The organism is Sulfitobacter sp. SK012 (assembly GCF_003352085.1).
In the GTDB taxonomy this organism is placed as follows: Bacteria; Pseudomonadota; Alphaproteobacteria; order Rhodobacterales; family Rhodobacteraceae; genus Sulfitobacter.
Window position 1 is genome coordinate 962,939 of the sequence record NZ_CP025804.1, and the last position, 15,137, is coordinate 978,075.

14 protein-coding genes are annotated in these 15,137 nt (G+C 55.6%); 12 read left to right on the forward strand and 2 right to left on the reverse strand.

Annotation, left to right across the window (positions count from 1 at the left end; translation table 11 throughout):
* Position 1 precedes the first annotated feature (1 nt).
* Positions 2 to 1,558, forward strand: coding sequence for a bifunctional metallophosphatase/5'-nucleotidase (locus tag C1J03_RS04870; RefSeq protein WP_114884259.1), 1,557 nt, complete (start codon positions 2 to 4; stop codon positions 1,556 to 1,558).
* 225 nt (positions 1,559 to 1,783) lie between these two features.
* Positions 1,784 to 2,476 (forward strand): SOS response-associated peptidase, encoded by a 693-nt coding sequence (locus C1J03_RS04875; protein ID WP_114884260.1) that lies wholly within the window; start codon positions 1,784 to 1,786, stop codon positions 2,474 to 2,476.
* Between the two features lie 104 nt (positions 2,477 to 2,580).
* Here the strand turns inward: C1J03_RS04875 and C1J03_RS04880 are convergent, their stop codons facing one another.
* Positions 2,581 to 2,952, reverse strand: coding sequence for a cupredoxin domain-containing protein (locus C1J03_RS04880; protein WP_114884261.1), 372 nt, complete (start codon positions 2,950 to 2,952; stop codon positions 2,581 to 2,583).
* A 116-nt stretch (positions 2,953 to 3,068) separates the two neighbouring features.
* Positions 3,069 to 3,971 carry a LysR substrate-binding domain-containing protein gene (locus C1J03_RS04885; RefSeq protein ID WP_114884262.1) on the reverse strand — a complete coding sequence of 301 codons (903 nt, stop codon included), beginning with the start codon at positions 3,969 to 3,971 and terminating at the stop codon, positions 3,069 to 3,071.
* A gap of 125 nt (positions 3,972 to 4,096) precedes the next feature.
* Between C1J03_RS04885 and C1J03_RS04890 the strand changes: the two genes are divergently transcribed.
* From C1J03_RS04890 to C1J03_RS04935, 10 genes are all read left to right on the forward strand, one after another.
* On the forward strand, positions 4,097 to 5,320 hold the full coding sequence (locus C1J03_RS04890; protein WP_114884263.1) for an acyl-CoA dehydrogenase: 1,224 nt from the start codon (positions 4,097 to 4,099) through the stop codon (positions 5,318 to 5,320).
* A 343-nt stretch (positions 5,321 to 5,663) separates the two neighbouring features.
* Positions 5,664 to 6,713 carry an ABC transporter ATP-binding protein gene (locus tag C1J03_RS04895; RefSeq protein WP_114884264.1) on the forward strand — a complete coding sequence of 350 codons (1,050 nt, stop codon included), beginning with the start codon at positions 5,664 to 5,666 and terminating at the stop codon, positions 6,711 to 6,713.
* 87 nt (positions 6,714 to 6,800) lie between these two features.
* On the forward strand, positions 6,801 to 8,021 hold the full coding sequence (locus tag C1J03_RS04900; RefSeq protein ID WP_114884265.1) for an ABC transporter substrate-binding protein: 1,221 nt from the start codon (positions 6,801 to 6,803) through the stop codon (positions 8,019 to 8,021).
* A gap of 151 nt (positions 8,022 to 8,172) precedes the next feature.
* Positions 8,173 to 9,198 carry a carbohydrate ABC transporter permease gene (locus tag C1J03_RS04905; RefSeq protein ID WP_114884266.1) on the forward strand — a complete coding sequence of 342 codons (1,026 nt, stop codon included), beginning with the start codon at positions 8,173 to 8,175 and terminating at the stop codon, positions 9,196 to 9,198.
* Positions 9,198 to 10,358 carry a carbohydrate ABC transporter permease gene (locus C1J03_RS04910; RefSeq protein ID WP_114884267.1) on the forward strand — a complete coding sequence of 387 codons (1,161 nt, stop codon included), beginning with the start codon at positions 9,198 to 9,200 and terminating at the stop codon, positions 10,356 to 10,358. The genes C1J03_RS04905 and C1J03_RS04910 overlap by 1 nt, the downstream gene beginning before the upstream one ends.
* A 79-nt stretch (positions 10,359 to 10,437) precedes the next feature.
* Positions 10,438 to 10,971 (forward strand): ester cyclase, encoded by a 534-nt coding sequence (locus tag C1J03_RS04915; RefSeq protein WP_114884268.1) that lies wholly within the window; start codon positions 10,438 to 10,440, stop codon positions 10,969 to 10,971.
* 8 nt (positions 10,972 to 10,979) lie between these two features.
* Positions 10,980 to 12,308, forward strand: coding sequence for a histidinol dehydrogenase (gene hisD, locus C1J03_RS04920; RefSeq protein ID WP_114884269.1), 1,329 nt, complete (start codon positions 10,980 to 10,982; stop codon positions 12,306 to 12,308).
* A 10-nt stretch (positions 12,309 to 12,318) separates the two neighbouring features.
* Positions 12,319 to 13,329 (forward strand): nuclear transport factor 2 family protein, encoded by a 1,011-nt coding sequence (locus C1J03_RS04925; RefSeq protein ID WP_114884270.1) that lies wholly within the window; start codon positions 12,319 to 12,321, stop codon positions 13,327 to 13,329.
* A gap of 50 nt (positions 13,330 to 13,379) precedes the next feature.
* Positions 13,380 to 14,375, forward strand: a complete 996-nt coding sequence (locus tag C1J03_RS04930) for an ester cyclase (RefSeq protein ID WP_216825920.1) — start codon at positions 13,380 to 13,382, stop codon at positions 14,373 to 14,375.
* A complete protein-coding gene (locus tag C1J03_RS04935) occupies positions 14,372 to 15,130 on the forward strand; it encodes an SDR family oxidoreductase (RefSeq protein ID WP_216825899.1) in 759 nt (252 codons plus the stop codon). Before C1J03_RS04930 ends, C1J03_RS04935 begins: the two co-directional genes overlap by 4 nt.
* Positions 15,131 to 15,137 lie beyond the last annotated feature (7 nt).

A 15,137-nucleotide genomic window follows, 5' to 3' on the forward strand; every position in this document is an offset into this window, starting at 1 on the left:
AATGAATCGATTCCTGACCAGTGTCGCGGCACTCGCGATGACCAGCGGTATGGCAGCGGCGGACTATAGCCTGACCATCCTGCACACAAACGACTTTCATGCTCGTTTTGAGCCGATCAGCAAATATGACGGCCCATGCAACGTCGAAGACAACACCGAAGGCAAATGTTTCGGCGGTTCTGCGCGTCTGATGACCGCGGTAACCGAAGCACGTGCACGGTCCAACAACTCGATCCTTGTGGATGGCGGTGACCAGTTTCAGGGCACTCTTTTCTACACGTATTACAAGGGTTCCTTGACTGCCGAGATGATGAATCAAATGGGTTATGACGGGATGACTGTCGGCAACCATGAGTTCGACGACGGCCCAGAAGTGCTGCGTGGGTTCATGGATGCGGTTGAATTTCCGGTCTTGATGTCGAACGCTGATGTTTCTGGCGAGCCGCTGCTGGCCGACAAACTGGCGAAATCCACAATCATCGAACGCGGTGGCGAAAAGATTGGCCTTATTGGCCTGACGCCCGAAGACACGGATGAGTTGGCCTCACCTGGTGACAACATCACTTTCTCCGATCCGGTGGCTGCTGTGCAGGGTGAAGTCGACAAACTGATGGCCGAAGGCGTGAACAAGATCATCGTGCTCAGCCACTCTGGTTATGCTGAGGACCAGCGCGTCGCAGCAGGAACGACCGGCGTCGACGTGATCGTAGGAGGGCACTCCAACACGCTCTTGAGCAACACCAACGAGCGCGCGGCAGGTCCGTATCCCACGATGGTTGGGGCAACGGCAATCGTTCAGGCCTATGCCTATGGCAAGTTTCTGGGTGAGTTGAACGTGACCTTTGATGACGAGGGCAATGTCACCGAAGCCGCGGGCGAGCCGCTGATCATGGACGCTGCCGTGGCCGAAGACGAAGGCACCGTAGCGCGCATCGCGGAGGCCGCAGGGCCGCTGGATGAAATCCGCAACAAAGTCGTCGCAAACACTGATGAAGTTATTGGTGGCGATCGTGATGTCTGCCGGGCTCAGGAATGCTCCATGGGTAATTTGATCGCCGACGCTATGCTGGCGCGGGTCAAGGATCAGGGTATTGATGTCGCCATTCAAAACGGCGGCGGCATTCGTGCTTCGATTGACGCAGGCGAAGTCACGATGGGCGAAGTACTGACCGTGCTGCCATTTCAGAACACACTATCGACCTTCCAAGTGACCGGCGATGTGTTGCTGGCAGCGCTTGAAAATGGTGTGAGCGAAGTGGAAGAGGGCGCAGGCCGTTTCCCACAGGTGGCTGGTATGACGTATGCCTTTGACGGCAAGGCCGAAGTTGGTGCACGGATCAGCGATGTCATGATTGGCGGCGCAGCACTTGATCCTGCCAAAGTTTATGGCGTGGTTTCCAATAACTACGTGCGCAATGGCGGTGACGGCTATGACATGTTCAAGACGGCTGCCAATGCCTACGACTTTGGGCCTGACCTTGCGGATGTGACGGCGGAATATCTGGCTGCGAACGCGCCTTATTCGCCCTTCACGGATGGCCGTATTTCTGTGAAGTAACGCTCACAAGCTACTGATATTTAAAGGGCGTGCCTGTACAGGGCGCGCCCTTTTTCGTGGCGGCTTGAGGCGCAACAGCAGGACGTGATTGACAGCCCCACAGGTCAATTAACTCGCTGACCCGTCGTCATTTAGGATGCGATTGATACCGCGCCAGATTTCACGGGCTTGTTCGGGATGCTGGTTAAACGTTAAAAGTGCGGTGCAGATAATGGGGGCGAGGCAATGTGTGGACGAATGGCGGTGACCTTGCCGATGGACGCAATGGCGCAGCTTTTTGCCGCTGCACCCGCGAATAATCTACCAGACGTGCCAAATTTTAACGTTTGCCCGACGACGCAGGTGCCTGTGGTAACATCGGACGCGGATGGTGATCGCAAGCTGGCGGCGATGCGCTGGGGCCTGATCCCAAAATGGTACAAGAAGCCCAACGATGGCCCGCTGCTCATCAACGCGCGGGCCGAGACCGTTCTGGAAAAACCTGCCTTTCGTGAAGCGGTGCAAGCGCGGCGGGCGTTGGTTTTGTGCAGCGGTTTTTTTGAGTGGACCAAGGATGCAGACGGGGGTCGCGATCCTTGGTATATTACCCGCCGCGACGGCGCTCCGCTTGCACTGGCAGCCCTTTGGCAAGACTGGACACCGCCTGATGGCGATACCGCTTTACGCACGGTTGCGGCCCTGACCACAGGGGCAAATAGCGCGATGTCTGCGATACATCACCGGATGCCCGTGATTGTCGAGCAATCGGATTGGCCGCTTTGGCTAGGCGAGGCGGGCAAGGGTGCCGCGCCACTGATGCGTGCAGCCCCTGAGGATACATTGGAATGGCACCGTGTTTCTCGGAGTGTTAACTCTAACCGTGCAGCAGGGCCTGAATTGATTGAGACATGGGAGCCGGTTGAAGTTACCGACACCTGAGATCTGCGCAGCCACAAATCAGACGCAGAAACAGAGGCCACCTGAAGTGACCTCTGTTGTTTTTGTTCTGTGCGGAAAAACTGACGACGTCAGCCTAACCCAAATTAGTCGATCGACGGGCTCGAAAAATCTAGGTTGCCCTTCATCGGATCAGAGATTTCTCCGCCTTCGGCGACTTCGGTCTCTTCATCTGCGTTGAGGAAGGTAGACTGCATGCTCGACTCAACAACGACGGCTTTTTCACTGCCTTGCGAGATCTCACCGGTTGTCCAGCTGGCGTCTTTGGCCACAACTGTATGTGCAATACCGCTGTCATTGGTGAAGATGAGCGTATCACCTGGCTGAACATAGGTTACGGCCGGGAAATAGGCGTATTCCAGAATCAATACGTTATGGGTTTCTGCTGAAGCAGAGCCCGCCATGAAAGTCAAAGTAGCAGCAAGGGCAGCAACGCCCGCGCGGTAAGTATTCAGCATCACGATGCTCCTTGTAACGGCCCCACCCGGTAACAATCCGAAAATGATTAACTTCCATTTGTGGCGAAAGTTGGGCGGAGGCGGCAATTTTTTAGAAAATTCTCGCCTAAACGCCTCTATTTATACGTGTATTCCGGCAGCGCCTGGGCAGACAGCCAGCTGCAAAAAGCCTTGAGCGGGGGTGGCACTGGGCGATCCTGAGGCCAGACAAGGTAGTAGTTGCCGACGCTTTCGTTGGTTTGGGACGCAGCCAGCACCAACTTATTTTCGTTGAGATAGGGCTCTGCGACAAAAGTAGGGAGTAGCGCCACGCCCAATCCGTGGATTGCCGCCTGTGCCATGGTGGCGAATTGATCAAACATCATGCCATCGGGCGGAGGTGTCGCAACATCCAACGCTTCAAGCCAGCGCGCCCATGCGCGGGGGCGGGTTTCTAGATGCAACAGCGGATGCGCAAGCAGGTCCTGCGGCAAGGCCGTCTTTCCATTCAGCAAATCCGGGGCACAGACCGGCACGACAACTTCAGGCATCAACGGCAGGAAGTGCACGCCGGGCCAATCTTCGTGGCCAAAGTGGATCGCGGCGTCAAACCTACTTGAGCCAAAGCTGAACGGGTGCAGCCGGGTGGATAGGTTCACTGTCACTTCCGGATGGCATTTGGCAAAATCGCTAAGCCGCGGGGCCAGCCAGTGCATCCCAAAAGCGGGCAAGATTGCGAGGGTCAGTGCGCCGCTTTGACGTTTTGTGCGTGCACTGACGGAGGCCTGCGCCAACCGTGAGAGTATGTCGCGCACTTCGCGGACGTAGTCCGTTCCTGCTTGGGTCAGTACCAAATTGCGGCCCTGCCTTGCCATCAAGGCGACACCCAACTGTTCTTCCAGCGCCTTGATTTGACGGCTGATGGCGCTTTGGGTCAAAGACAATTCTGTCGCGGCCTGCGTGGCGCTGCCAAGGCGGGCAGCGGCCTCAAACGCCAAAAGCGCTGAGATCGAAGGGAGAAAACGGCGCGGAGCAATCATCTATTCATTTTTCTCATAGGTTGCGGTGTAAGCAGCGTTAGAAGTTTACGCGTTTTATTGCAATACTGCGCGCAACAGGGCCAATGAGGCCCAATTCCAACCGACGCCCTATGAAAGGAACTCACATGAACGCCGAGAGCCCCATCCTGAAAGCCAAGGACGCGCCTGATCTGGGGCGTTTTGATCACACCGACCCGTTACGCATGTCTGAACAGCTGAGCGAAGACGAACGGATGGTTCAAGAAAGCGCGCATTCTTATGCACAAGAAAAGCTGCAGCCGCGCGTGATCGAGGCATTTGCGAACGAGACGACGGATGCCGGTATCTTTAGAGAGATGGGCGATATGGGTCTGTTGGGTGTGACGCTGCCCGAAGAATATGGTGGCCTAGGCGGCAGCTATGTCAGTTACGGCTTGGTCGCGCGCGAAGTGGAGCGGGTGGATTCTGGCTATCGGTCGATGATGTCCGTGCAAAGCTCGTTGGTGATCTATCCGATTTACGCCTACGGGTCAGAAGCGCAGCGCAAGAAATTCCTTCCCAAACTCTGCTCTGGCGAGTCGATCGGGTGCTTTGGTTTGACGGAGCCCGATGCGGGATCAGACCCTGCAGGCATGAAAACCCGCGCGATCAAGACGGCGACTGGATACAAGTTGATTGGGTCCAAAATGTGGATTTCGAATGCGCCCATAGCGGACGTGTTTGTCGTCTGGGCCAAGTCCGAAGAGCACGGTGGCAAAATCCGCGGCTTCATTCTTGAGAAGGGTATGAAGGGATTGAGCGCGCCAAAGATCGGCAATAAACTCTCTTTGCGGGCCTCGATCACTGGCGAGATTGTCATGGATAACGTGGAAGTGGGCGATGATGCGCTGCTGCCGCATGTCGAGGGGCTGAAAGGGCCGTTTGGCTGTCTGAATCGTGCGCGCTACGGCATCAGCTGGGGTGTGCTGGGAGCCGCAGAATTCTGCTGGCATGCGTCGCTGCAATATGGACTGGATCGCAAGCAATTCGACAAGCCGCTTGCGCAGACACAGCTGTTCCAGAAAAAGCTCGCGGATATGATGACCGAGATCACGCTGGGCTTGCAGGCGTCTTTGCAAGTCGGTCGGTTGATGGACAATGCCAATGCCGCACCTGAGATGATTTCGCTGGTAAAGCGTAACAACTGCGGCAAGGCGCTTGATATCGCGCGGATGAGCCGGGACATGCATGGTGGCAATGGTATCTCAGGTGAGTATCAGGTGATGCGTCACATGATGAACCTTGAAACGGTCAATACATATGAGGGCACTCATGATGTCCACGCGCTGATTTTGGGTCGCGCGCAGACAGGTCTTCAGGCTTTTTTCTAAGCCCAACGGAAACCAAACAGGAGCCCGCGCTGAATATGGCGCGGGCTTTTTTGTGGGCGCTATAAACAGGCAGCTTTCTCAGGTCATAGAATCAGCCGCGTGTGTAATTTGAGGGGTGGCTTTGAGATTCTCTGAGGCGCATCGAGTTCAAGCCCGGGCTTGATTTTAGGAATCCGTCCTCATGTATCGCTTTAGGATAGATTTATATATTATTGTTTAAAAAGACTAAAATGCCTATATTGATTTTTTTTGCAAACGTGTGCAAAAAATTGTTGTCAAACGCCCTATCTGCGCCCTAACCTGAAATGGCTAGTGGTGGTGCAAGCTGTATTGGGGGGCATACATGGCCCAGATCGAACTCCGGAATATCAATAAGCGATGGGGCAGTTTTGTCGGCGTCGAGAATTTTGATCTGACAATTGCAGATCAAGAGTTCTTAGTTTTGCTCGGGCCTTCGGGCTGCGGCAAAACGACAACGATGCGCATGATCGCGGGGCTAGAGGATATCACTGAAGGTAACATCCTCATTGATGGCAAGGTGGTGAACGACCTTGATCCCAAGGACCGCGATGTGGCGATGGTTTTTCAGTCCTATGGGCTTTATCCGCACATGAACGTCTATGAGAATATCCGCTTTCCGCTGAAGGTGCGTAAGGTCGATCCGGACACGCATGATGCGCGTGTGCGCCGTGCCAGTGCAATGGTTGAACTGGACGAGTTCCTGCACCGCAAACCTGCAGAGCTGTCGGGTGGTCAGCGTCAGCGCGTGGCACTTGCCCGTGCAATCGTGCGCGAGCCGAACGTGTTCTTGATGGACGAGCCACTGTCGAACCTTGATGCGAAATTGCGGGTATCGACCCGCGCGCAGATCAAGAACCTTAGTCATGAACTCAAAGTCACGACCGTCTATGTGACGCATGATCAGATCGAGGCGATGACCCTTGCAGACCGCGTTGTCGTTATGAAACAGGGCAAAGTCCAACAGGTCGGTACGCCGACAGAAATCTACGACAATCCGGCCAACACCTTCGTTGCATCCTTCATCGGTTCGCCAGCGATGAACCTGATGGATGGCACGATTAAATCCGGCACGTTCACGGGCAAAAACGTTGAGATCAACGGACTTGATGCCAAAGACGGTGACGTGACGCTGGGCTTCAGGGCTGAAGATGCCGAAGTTACGCCAGAGGGCCAAACCGGCCAGATTACAGCGCCCATCTATACCATTGAGTTGCTGGGTGATGCCGTGATGCTCGCCGTGAAAGCGGGGGGGCAACTTATTTCTGTCAAAGCAGGCAAAGAATTCCGGGCAGATATTGGGGATGAAATCTCATTCTCGGTCACGCCAGCAATTTGCCACGTATTTGATCGTGCAACAGGCGAACGGGCCTAGGTACGTTCAAGCGCCTCTTTGGGGGCCAAAACCACCGGTGCAGTCTTGCAAGTTGCACCGACTAATACTGCAACAGGGAGTTTAAAAATGATGTTGAAGAAACTAGCACTGGCTGGGGCTATGTCTTTGATGGGCAGCACGGCATTTGCCGCCTGCGCGTTCGAGAATACGGTCCCCGTGAAATCACTTTCGGCGGGCTTTGAAGCCTGGAAAGCCGTAACCGACGCGATGGGCGAATGCGGTAATGTACAGGCCGAGCTTGACCAGGAGTTTCGGACCAAGCAGCCGGCAGCGTTTGAGGCTAATCCGTCGCTCTATCAGATCGGTGGTGTGTCCAACGGTACGATCACGCCGCTGCTGAATGCAGGCACAATTCGTCCGCTGGATGATCTGGTCGCAAAATACGGTCAAAACCTCGCACCGAACCAGTTGATCAAAATCGACGGCAAGGTCATGGCGATTGCGATGATGGTGAACACCCAGCACCTGATGTACCGCGAAGACATCCTGAGTGATTTGGGCATCGCAGTTCCAACCACATGGACTGAGGTTCTTGATGCCTCTGCTAAGATCAAAGAAGCCGGCGTTATCGATTACCCCCTGGGTGGAACGCTGAAATCTGGTTGGAACCTCGCGCAGGACTTCAACAACATGTACGTCGGCTTTGGTGGCGAATTCTTCAATGATGATAACACGACAGCCGTGAACTCTGATGCCGGTGTTAAGGCATTGGAAGAGATCAAGGCGTCGATGGCGTATATGGATCCAGAGGTACTGGTCTCCGATTCCACATATGTGCAGCAGCAGTTCCAGCAGGGTAAAATCGCCATGGCGAACCTTTGGGCCAGCCGTGCAGCGGCAATGGATGATGAGGCCGAAAGCCAAGTCGTCGGCAAGGTCAAGATGGCCATGGCTCCGCTTGCAATGGATGGCGGTTCTCCCGCAACCACCTTGTGGTGGGACGGTATCGTGATTGCGACCAACATCTCTGACGAAGAGGCTGATGCGGCCTTCCGCGTTGCGATGGAAGGGATCGACACCGAAATGGTCGAGGCCAACAACGACGCGGCGATATGGCTGGTGAGCGGCTATAAGCCAGGTGAATTGTCACAAGGCACCATCGCCACTGCGATGCACAGCCCGGCACCACCTGCCTATCCGTCAACCACTCAGATGGGTCTGTTGCACACTGCGATTGGCAACGAAGTTCCAGCCTTCCTGACGGGCGACCGTGACGCAACAGCAACGCTGATGGCGATCCAAGAAGCCTACACAACGTCGGCAAAAGAAGAAGGCATTCTTAAGTAAACCAACTGGCATCGGCCGGGCGCGATCCGGCCGATGCCATACGACTTAGGGCGATTTTTGCCAGCCGCAGCGTGTCTGCTGCGCCCGGCTAAAACCGCACAGACTGGCGTATTCCAGCACATACCGTTTGACGCAATCGAGGGGACAGAAGATGAAGTTCAAGACTTTCGCAGCCTTCGTAGGCCCGTCTATCTTCATGATGATCCTGTTCATCGCACTTCCACTAGTCAGCGTCTTTGTTGAGAGTTTCCGCAATACGTATGATCTGCGCGAACAGATCGAGGTCGAGACCTGCACGCCGGGCTTTTTGACTCAGACCTGCGTAACCGAGGTCAAAAATGTCCCTAAACTTGATGAGGACGGCAAAACCATCAAGATTACCGAATGGACTGGGCTTGAGAGCTACCGCAACGTTTTGCAGATGGACAAGTTCTGGGAAGCGGTAAAGTCCGGCAACTTTGGTGACATTCTTCAAATCGATTTTTGGAAAGCGCTGCGTTTTACGTTGATGTTCACGTTGTTAACGCTGCCTTTGGTGGTGGGCGTTGGGTTGATTATCGCTTTGACGGTCAACAATGCTGCAAGGGCGATACGCGGACCGGTGATCTTTATCTCGCTATTGCCCTTTATCATCACGCCGGTGATCGGCTCGCTGTCGATATATTGGCTCTTTGTTGGCGATGGCATCCTGACCTCCATGATGGAGCGGTGGACCGGCACCAACATTTCGATGTTCGCACAATCCTGGACGATTGAGTTCCTGATGTATTTCTACCGGGTTTGGCACGTGGCACCCTTTGCCTTTGTGATCTTTTACGCGGGCCTTCAGACGGTAAATATGGACACGCTGGAAAGCGCGGTGATCGATGGCGCCAACCGGTTTGAGCGTTTGCGCTATGTTATCATTCCACATCTGATGCCGCTCATTGTCTTTATCGCACTGATCCACCTGATGGATTGCTACCGCGTCTTTGAGGAGATTATTGGCTTCCGCAGCCAGGCCCACGTGATCTCGTTGCAGTGGCTGACCTATGACTTCCTCACCCCGGACGATTCAGGCAGCCGCGCGATCAGTCGTGCCTCCGCCTCGGCCATGCTGACCATGATTGGGATCGTCTTCCTGCTGATCCTACCGCTGCGCCGCACCTGGCGCGATCACAAAGGGGGGACGCACTGATGTCTTCTACTTCAAGAGCCATGCGGCAGTCCTTTGGCCTGCGCTTTGCCTCCGGCAGCTTCCTTGTTTTGTGGAGCATTATCGCGGCTTTCCCGATCATGTGGATCGCGATCATGAGCTTCAAGTCTCCGGTTGATGCCTTTGCTGACAGCCCGTGGCAGGTGATTATGGGGCCCGCAACAAAAGCAGCTGGGAACGGTCTGTCGATCATCGACATCGTGCTTGGGCTCGCCGTGCTTTTCTTTACGATCCGCTGGGCCTTCACGCGGCTGCCGGGTTTGATCAAAACATATGCGGCCGGTCCGTTTGTGGCACTTGGCTGGATTGTCGGCGCGGCCGCCTATGCGGTGGTATTCCTGTTGGTATTCTTTGGCCTGCTGCCGCTGATCTTGGGACCGCTCAACAGCGTGCTTGGCCCGCTTGGAGAGCCGGTTCTTGGAATGACCACGCAGCATTATGTATCGGTTTGGGTCGAAAACCAGTTCTACCGAAACTTCCTCAACTCGATGTTGGTCACGGCGGGCGTGGTCTTGATCTCGCTGACTGTCGGGACGCTGGCAGGTTACGGATTGGCCCGCTCGGGTTCTGACTTGGCATTTTGGCTGTTGATCGTGGCGCTGGTCTTTCGCGCTTTGCCGCATTCGGTGTTGGTTGCGGGGTATCTCCCGTGGTTCATCAACTCCGCCGAAATTCTACGCCCGATATTCGGGGATCTGTCGCCAACCCTCTACGGTCAACCGTGGGCCGTGATTGCGGTGTTGGTTGCGATCAACCAGCCATTCACGATTTGGATGCTACGCAGCTTTTTCCAGAACATCCCGGCTGAATTGGACGAGGCGGCGCGGGTCGATGGTTGTTCGCATTTTCAGGCGTTCCGGCGCGTTATTATGCCGGTCATGTGGCCGGGGGTTATCACCACGGGCCTCTTTAGCTTCCTTCTTGGCTATAATGACTTTCTTGTGACGTCCTTGCTGCTTGATGCCCAGAACCAGACAATGGTGCCGGCCATCGCGGGCTATTTTAACCGCGAGACCACCACCACCGATCAGGTCGAAGCTGTGGCTGCCGCTGTCTCCATTACGGCTCCGCTCTTTTTGCTGGTCATGGTGTTCCAACGCCAGATTGTCTCGGGGCTTACCGCAGGAGCGGTCAAAGGATGAGCGTCTCAGTCATTTTCAAAAAAGACCGCAGGGTTCAGAGGCCGTGCCTCTACCCGGGACAAACAACAGGACGAAACCGATGAAAGGCACACGCCCCGAGCAAGCTGTTCTCAGCCGCGATACCGATATGTCGAAAACCGGTGAAACCCGGGCGGTCATCGAAAACATGGTGGATGGTCTGAACGACCACAGCATCGACGGGATCGGCGCATTCTTTCATGAGAGTTTTCGGTGGTTGGGCAATCAGGGGTGTGGGACCAAAACAGGTCTGACTGAATTTCAGGACAACTGGCAACGCCCCTTTCAGGCGGCGTTCTCAGATAAGGTCTGCGTTGATGAATCGCGGCTTTATATGGGCGAATGGGCTGCTGCCTTTGGCCGACAGGAAGCGACACATTCGGGGACCTTCATGGGGATTGCGCCCACAGGAAAGCGTGTTGAAATCCGGTACATGGATTTCTGGAAGGTCGAAGACGGCAAGATTTCGGACAACTGGGTGATGGTCGATTTCCCGCATGTGATGGCCCAATTGGGCAAGGACGCATTTGATGGCGAGGGCTGGGAAGCCTTTGATAGAGGCGAAAAAACGCCGCCCCGCCCTGACAATACATAGGTGACAGTATGACGATCGATTATCTCAAGCGTGGTAAATCCGATGCAGAGCGTGGGGAGGATGATGCCAAAACCCGCGCAGTGGTCGAAACAACCCTAAAAGATATTGAGACGCGCGGCGACGTGGCAGTTCGCGAGCTGTCAAAGAAGTTCGACAATTATACACCCGACAGCTTCAAGCTAAGCCAAAGCGATATTGAGGCATTGATGGCCTGCGTCTCACCGCAGGAAATGACAGACCTCAAGTTTGCTCAGGAAAATGTCCGGCGTTTTGCGCAAGCGCAGCGCGACTCGATGTTGGACATCGAAGTCGAAATGCAGCCCGGCGTGATCTTGGGTCATAAAAACATCCCCGTACAATCGGTGGGTTGCTACGTGCCGGGCGGCAAGTTTCCGATGGTGGCGTCGGCGCATATGTCCGTTGCTACGGCCAGCGTCGCTGGTGTGCCGCGCATTATCGCCTGCACGCCCCCCTTTAAGGGCGAGCCGAACCCCGCCGTGATCGCCGCCATGCATCTAGGTGGCGCGCATGAGATTTACGTTTTGGGCGGCATTCAGGCCGTGGGGGCGATGGCGATTGGGACTGAAACCATTGATCCTGTGCACCTGCTGGTTGGCCCCGGCAACGCATTTGTGGCTGAAGCCAAACGGCAGTTGTTTGGCCGCGTGGGCATCGATCTGTTTGCGGGTCCGACTGAGACGATGGTGATTGCCGATGACACCGTGGACGCCGAACTATGCGCCACCGATTTGCTGGGGCAGGCGGAGCATGGGTATAACAGTCCTTGCGTTTTGCTAACGAATTCGCGCAAGCTGGCGACAGACACGATGGCTGAAATCGCGCGGTTGCTTGAAATCCTACCCACCGCCGGCACCGCGCGCGTCAGCTGGGAAGACTACGGCGAGGTAATCGTTTGCGATACCTATGACGAGATGCTTGAGATGGCCGATGAGATCGCGTCTGAGCATGTGCAGGTGATGACGGATCGCGACGATTGGTTTTTGGAACACATGACCTGTTATGGCGCGCTATTCTTGGGCGCACGGACGAATGTTGCGAATGGCGACAAGGTCATCGGGACCAATCATACGCTGCCCACCAAAAAGGCTGGGCGCTATACCGGAGGGCTTTGGGTTGGGAAATACCTCAAAACCCACAGCTATCAAAAGATCACGACAGATGAGGCCGCGGCAGAGATTGGCGCATATGGCTCTCGGCTTTGTATGCTCGAAGGGTTCGTGGGGCATGCTGAACAATGCAATGTCCGTGTGCGGCGGTACGGTGGTGTCAACGTCCCTTATGGCGAGGGTGCGCCTGCGCTGAAGGCGGCGGAGTAGGCCTACATAGATGAACATAAACCAACGCAACAAGGCAATTGCGCTAGAACTTTGGACCATGCTCGATAGTGATCCGACCCGAACCATACCCATGCTCGACAGGCTGGTGGAATGGCAGGGGCCGGAACCTTTGGGCGTGATGCAAGGGGCTGAGGCCGCGATCGAGGGGATGTTCTCGCCACTCCTACGCAGCATACCGGATCTGAAGCGTGAGACGCATATCTTTATGGGCGGTGCATCAAACGCCCAAGAAGTGGAAGCCGAGGACGGCGCGCATTGGGTCGCTGGAACCGGCTATTATACGGGGCGGGCCGTCTGCGAGGCCTTTGGCATCCCTGCAACAGATGCCGATTTGCGTATCCGTTGGGGCGAGTTTTTGCGCTTTAACACAGAGGGTCATATCACCCATGCGCAAACGATCTGGGATTTTGTTGATTGGTTTGACCAAATTGGCCTGCCAGTGCTGCCAAAGCCGCGTGGGACCGCCCATGTTTATCCTGCGCCGACGGCCTATGACGGGGTGCGTGGCGCTATTGATGATCAGGCCGAAACTGACCAAAGCATGGCGCTGGGACGGGGGCTGATTTTTGGCGGCTTGAACAGTTTCGACAAAAGCGACCTTGGCAGTATGGGCATGGCCCGGTTTTTCCACCCTAACGTTAAATGGTACGGTCCGGGCGGCATCGGGGCTTGTCTGTCACTCCAAGAATTCGAGACACGTCATCAGCAGCCTTGGTTGGTTGCATTTCCTGATCGCAAGGTGATGCACCTTGAGAGCCTTTTTGCCGAAGACCGTTTGGTTGCTGCATCTGGTCCGATGGGGGTGGTTGCAACCCACACAGGACCCTATTTGGATCAGCCAGCGTCCCAGAACCGGATCGAAGTTTCAGGCATCGATTTCTGGCTGCGCACCGGCGATAAATTCACCGAAAACTGGGTGTTTGTGGACATGATTCACCTGTTCTCCCAGATGGGTGTGGATCTTTTTGCGCGGATGAAAGCGCAGGAGGTCAAAAGGTGAGTGCTCGGCATACCGAGAATAAGGCGCTGATCGCCCGCTTGCGTAGCGCGATGTATGATTTTGACGCGAATAACGTGCGGGCGGTGTTGCATGAGATATGCGCACCTGATGTGGTCTTTCGCCTGGCCTTTCCGTTCGAGAGTACGACCGGGGTGGATGCCTATTTCGACAAAGCCTATGCGCCGTTGTCGCGCGCCATTCCTGATCTGGAACGGCGCGATCATATCGTTATGGCAGGGCCGTCATCAGAAGAGGACGATTGGATCGGGTGCGGCGGTTTCTATTGTGGGACGTTTAAGGCCCCTTGGCTCGATATCCCCGCGACTGGGCACGTGGTGCATATGCGCTTTCACGAATTCTACAGGGTAGTTGAGGGCCGTGTGGTCGAGATGCAGGCGCTTTGGGACATTCCAGAGGTGATGATGCAGGCAGGCGCATGGCCGCTAACGCCATCGTTGGGCCGTGAATGGCACGTTCCGGGGCCCGCCAGCAACGACGGCATTGTGCCAAGCCCTTATGATGCGGATGCAGGTGCTGCGACCTGTCAGCATATCGTCGATATGCTCAACCACCTGACGCGTCACCCGACCCAAGGTGGTCCCGATGTGATGGAAATGCCCCGATTTTGGCACCCAAGAATGAACTGGTACGGTCCCGCAGGCATAGGCACTGGGCGCGGGATCGAGGGCTTTAGAAACTGGCATCAAATCCCGTTTCTGAACGCTATGCCCGACCGTGGAAAGTACGCGGATGAAGTTGCACATCATTTCTTCGGGGATCGCCAATATGCGGCCGTGACAGGCTGGCCCAATATGGCGCAGACGATTGATCAAGGCGGGTGGTTGGGCATTGCGCCCTCAGGTAAGAAGGTGACGATGCGGTCGCTTGATTTCTGGCGGCTGGAAAACGGGCTGATCCGCGAAAATTGGGTGCTCGTGGACCTCTTGCACGTGTATGATCAAATCGGCGTAGATGTGTTTGCGCGCATGCGCGAATTTAACAAGGCGCGTGCAGGATTTGACCCTCAGACAGGAGCGGCATTGTGAGCTTACCCAGAACACCATCCTTTGATCTTTCCGGCAAGCGGGCGTTGGTCACAGGGGCTTCAACAGGCATCGGCCTTGGCTGTGCCGTTGCATTGGCCGAAGCGGGTGCGCATGTTGTCTGCGCTGCGCGCCGCGTTGATGTGCTGCAAGCGACTGTTGATGCGATGGCTGCCGAAGGTTGGTCCGTTGAGGCGCTCCCCTTGGATCAAACTGATTTGACGGCCCTCAAGAACGCGTTTGACGCGCCGTTTGACATCGTTGTGAATTCCGCCGGATTGGCGCGACACAGCCCAGCCATTGAGACCCAAGCCGAGGATTTTGATGCCGTAATGGATGTGAATGTGCGCGGGGCTTACTTCGTGTCGTCCTATGCCGCAGAAGCGATGATGGAGGCTGGGCGAGGCGGCTCGATCATCCACATCTCCAGCCAGATGGGCCATGTGGGCGGAATTGATCGCGCTGTGTATTGCGCGTCCAAACATGCGGTCGAAGGCATGGTCAAAGCGATGGCTGTCGAATGGGGCAAATCCAACATTCGCATCAACACGGTTTGCCCGACGTTTATTCGAACGCCTCTGTCGCAGCCGACATTTGATAACCCCGAACGTTTCAAGTGGATCATGGAAAAGATCAAGTTACCGCGGGCAGGCGAGGTCTCTGACATTATGGGGGCGGTGCTTTTTCTGGCCTCAGATGCTGCGGCGATGGTGACTGGCACGGCAATGATGATCGATGGCGGCTGGACGGCGGATTGATATGGGG

What these genes read in the sequence shown, in the direction of transcription:
- C1J03_RS04930 (WP_216825920.1), top strand. Translation starts at nt 13,380, where the DNA reads ATGTATGATTTTGACGCGAATAACGTGCGGGCGGTGTTGCATGAGATA.
- C1J03_RS04925 (WP_114884270.1), top strand. Translation starts at nt 12,319, where the DNA reads ATGAACATAAACCAACGCAACAAGGCAATTGCGCTAGAACTTTGGACC.
- C1J03_RS04890 (WP_114884263.1), top strand. Translation starts at nt 4,097, where the DNA reads ATGAACGCCGAGAGCCCCATCCTGAAAGCCAAGGACGCGCCTGATCTG.
- C1J03_RS04870 (WP_114884259.1), top strand. Translation starts at nt 2, where the DNA reads ATGAATCGATTCCTGACCAGTGTCGCGGCACTCGCGATGACCAGCGGT.
- C1J03_RS04880 (WP_114884261.1), bottom strand. Translation starts at nt 2,952, where the DNA reads ATGCTGAATACTTACCGCGCGGGCGTTGCTGCCCTTGCTGCTACTTTG.
- C1J03_RS04895 (WP_114884264.1), top strand. Translation starts at nt 5,664, where the DNA reads ATGGCCCAGATCGAACTCCGGAATATCAATAAGCGATGGGGCAGTTTT.
- C1J03_RS04905 (WP_114884266.1), top strand. Translation starts at nt 8,173, where the DNA reads ATGAAGTTCAAGACTTTCGCAGCCTTCGTAGGCCCGTCTATCTTCATG.
- C1J03_RS04875 (WP_114884260.1), top strand. Translation starts at nt 1,784, where the DNA reads ATGTGTGGACGAATGGCGGTGACCTTGCCGATGGACGCAATGGCGCAG.
- C1J03_RS04885 (WP_114884262.1), bottom strand. Translation starts at nt 3,971, where the DNA reads ATGATTGCTCCGCGCCGTTTTCTCCCTTCGATCTCAGCGCTTTTGGCG.
- C1J03_RS04915 (WP_114884268.1), top strand. Translation starts at nt 10,438, where the DNA reads ATGAAAGGCACACGCCCCGAGCAAGCTGTTCTCAGCCGCGATACCGAT.
- hisD (WP_114884269.1), top strand. Translation starts at nt 10,980, where the DNA reads ATGACGATCGATTATCTCAAGCGTGGTAAATCCGATGCAGAGCGTGGG.
- C1J03_RS04900 (WP_114884265.1), top strand. Translation starts at nt 6,801, where the DNA reads ATGATGTTGAAGAAACTAGCACTGGCTGGGGCTATGTCTTTGATGGGC.
- C1J03_RS04910 (WP_114884267.1), top strand. Translation starts at nt 9,198, where the DNA reads ATGTCTTCTACTTCAAGAGCCATGCGGCAGTCCTTTGGCCTGCGCTTT.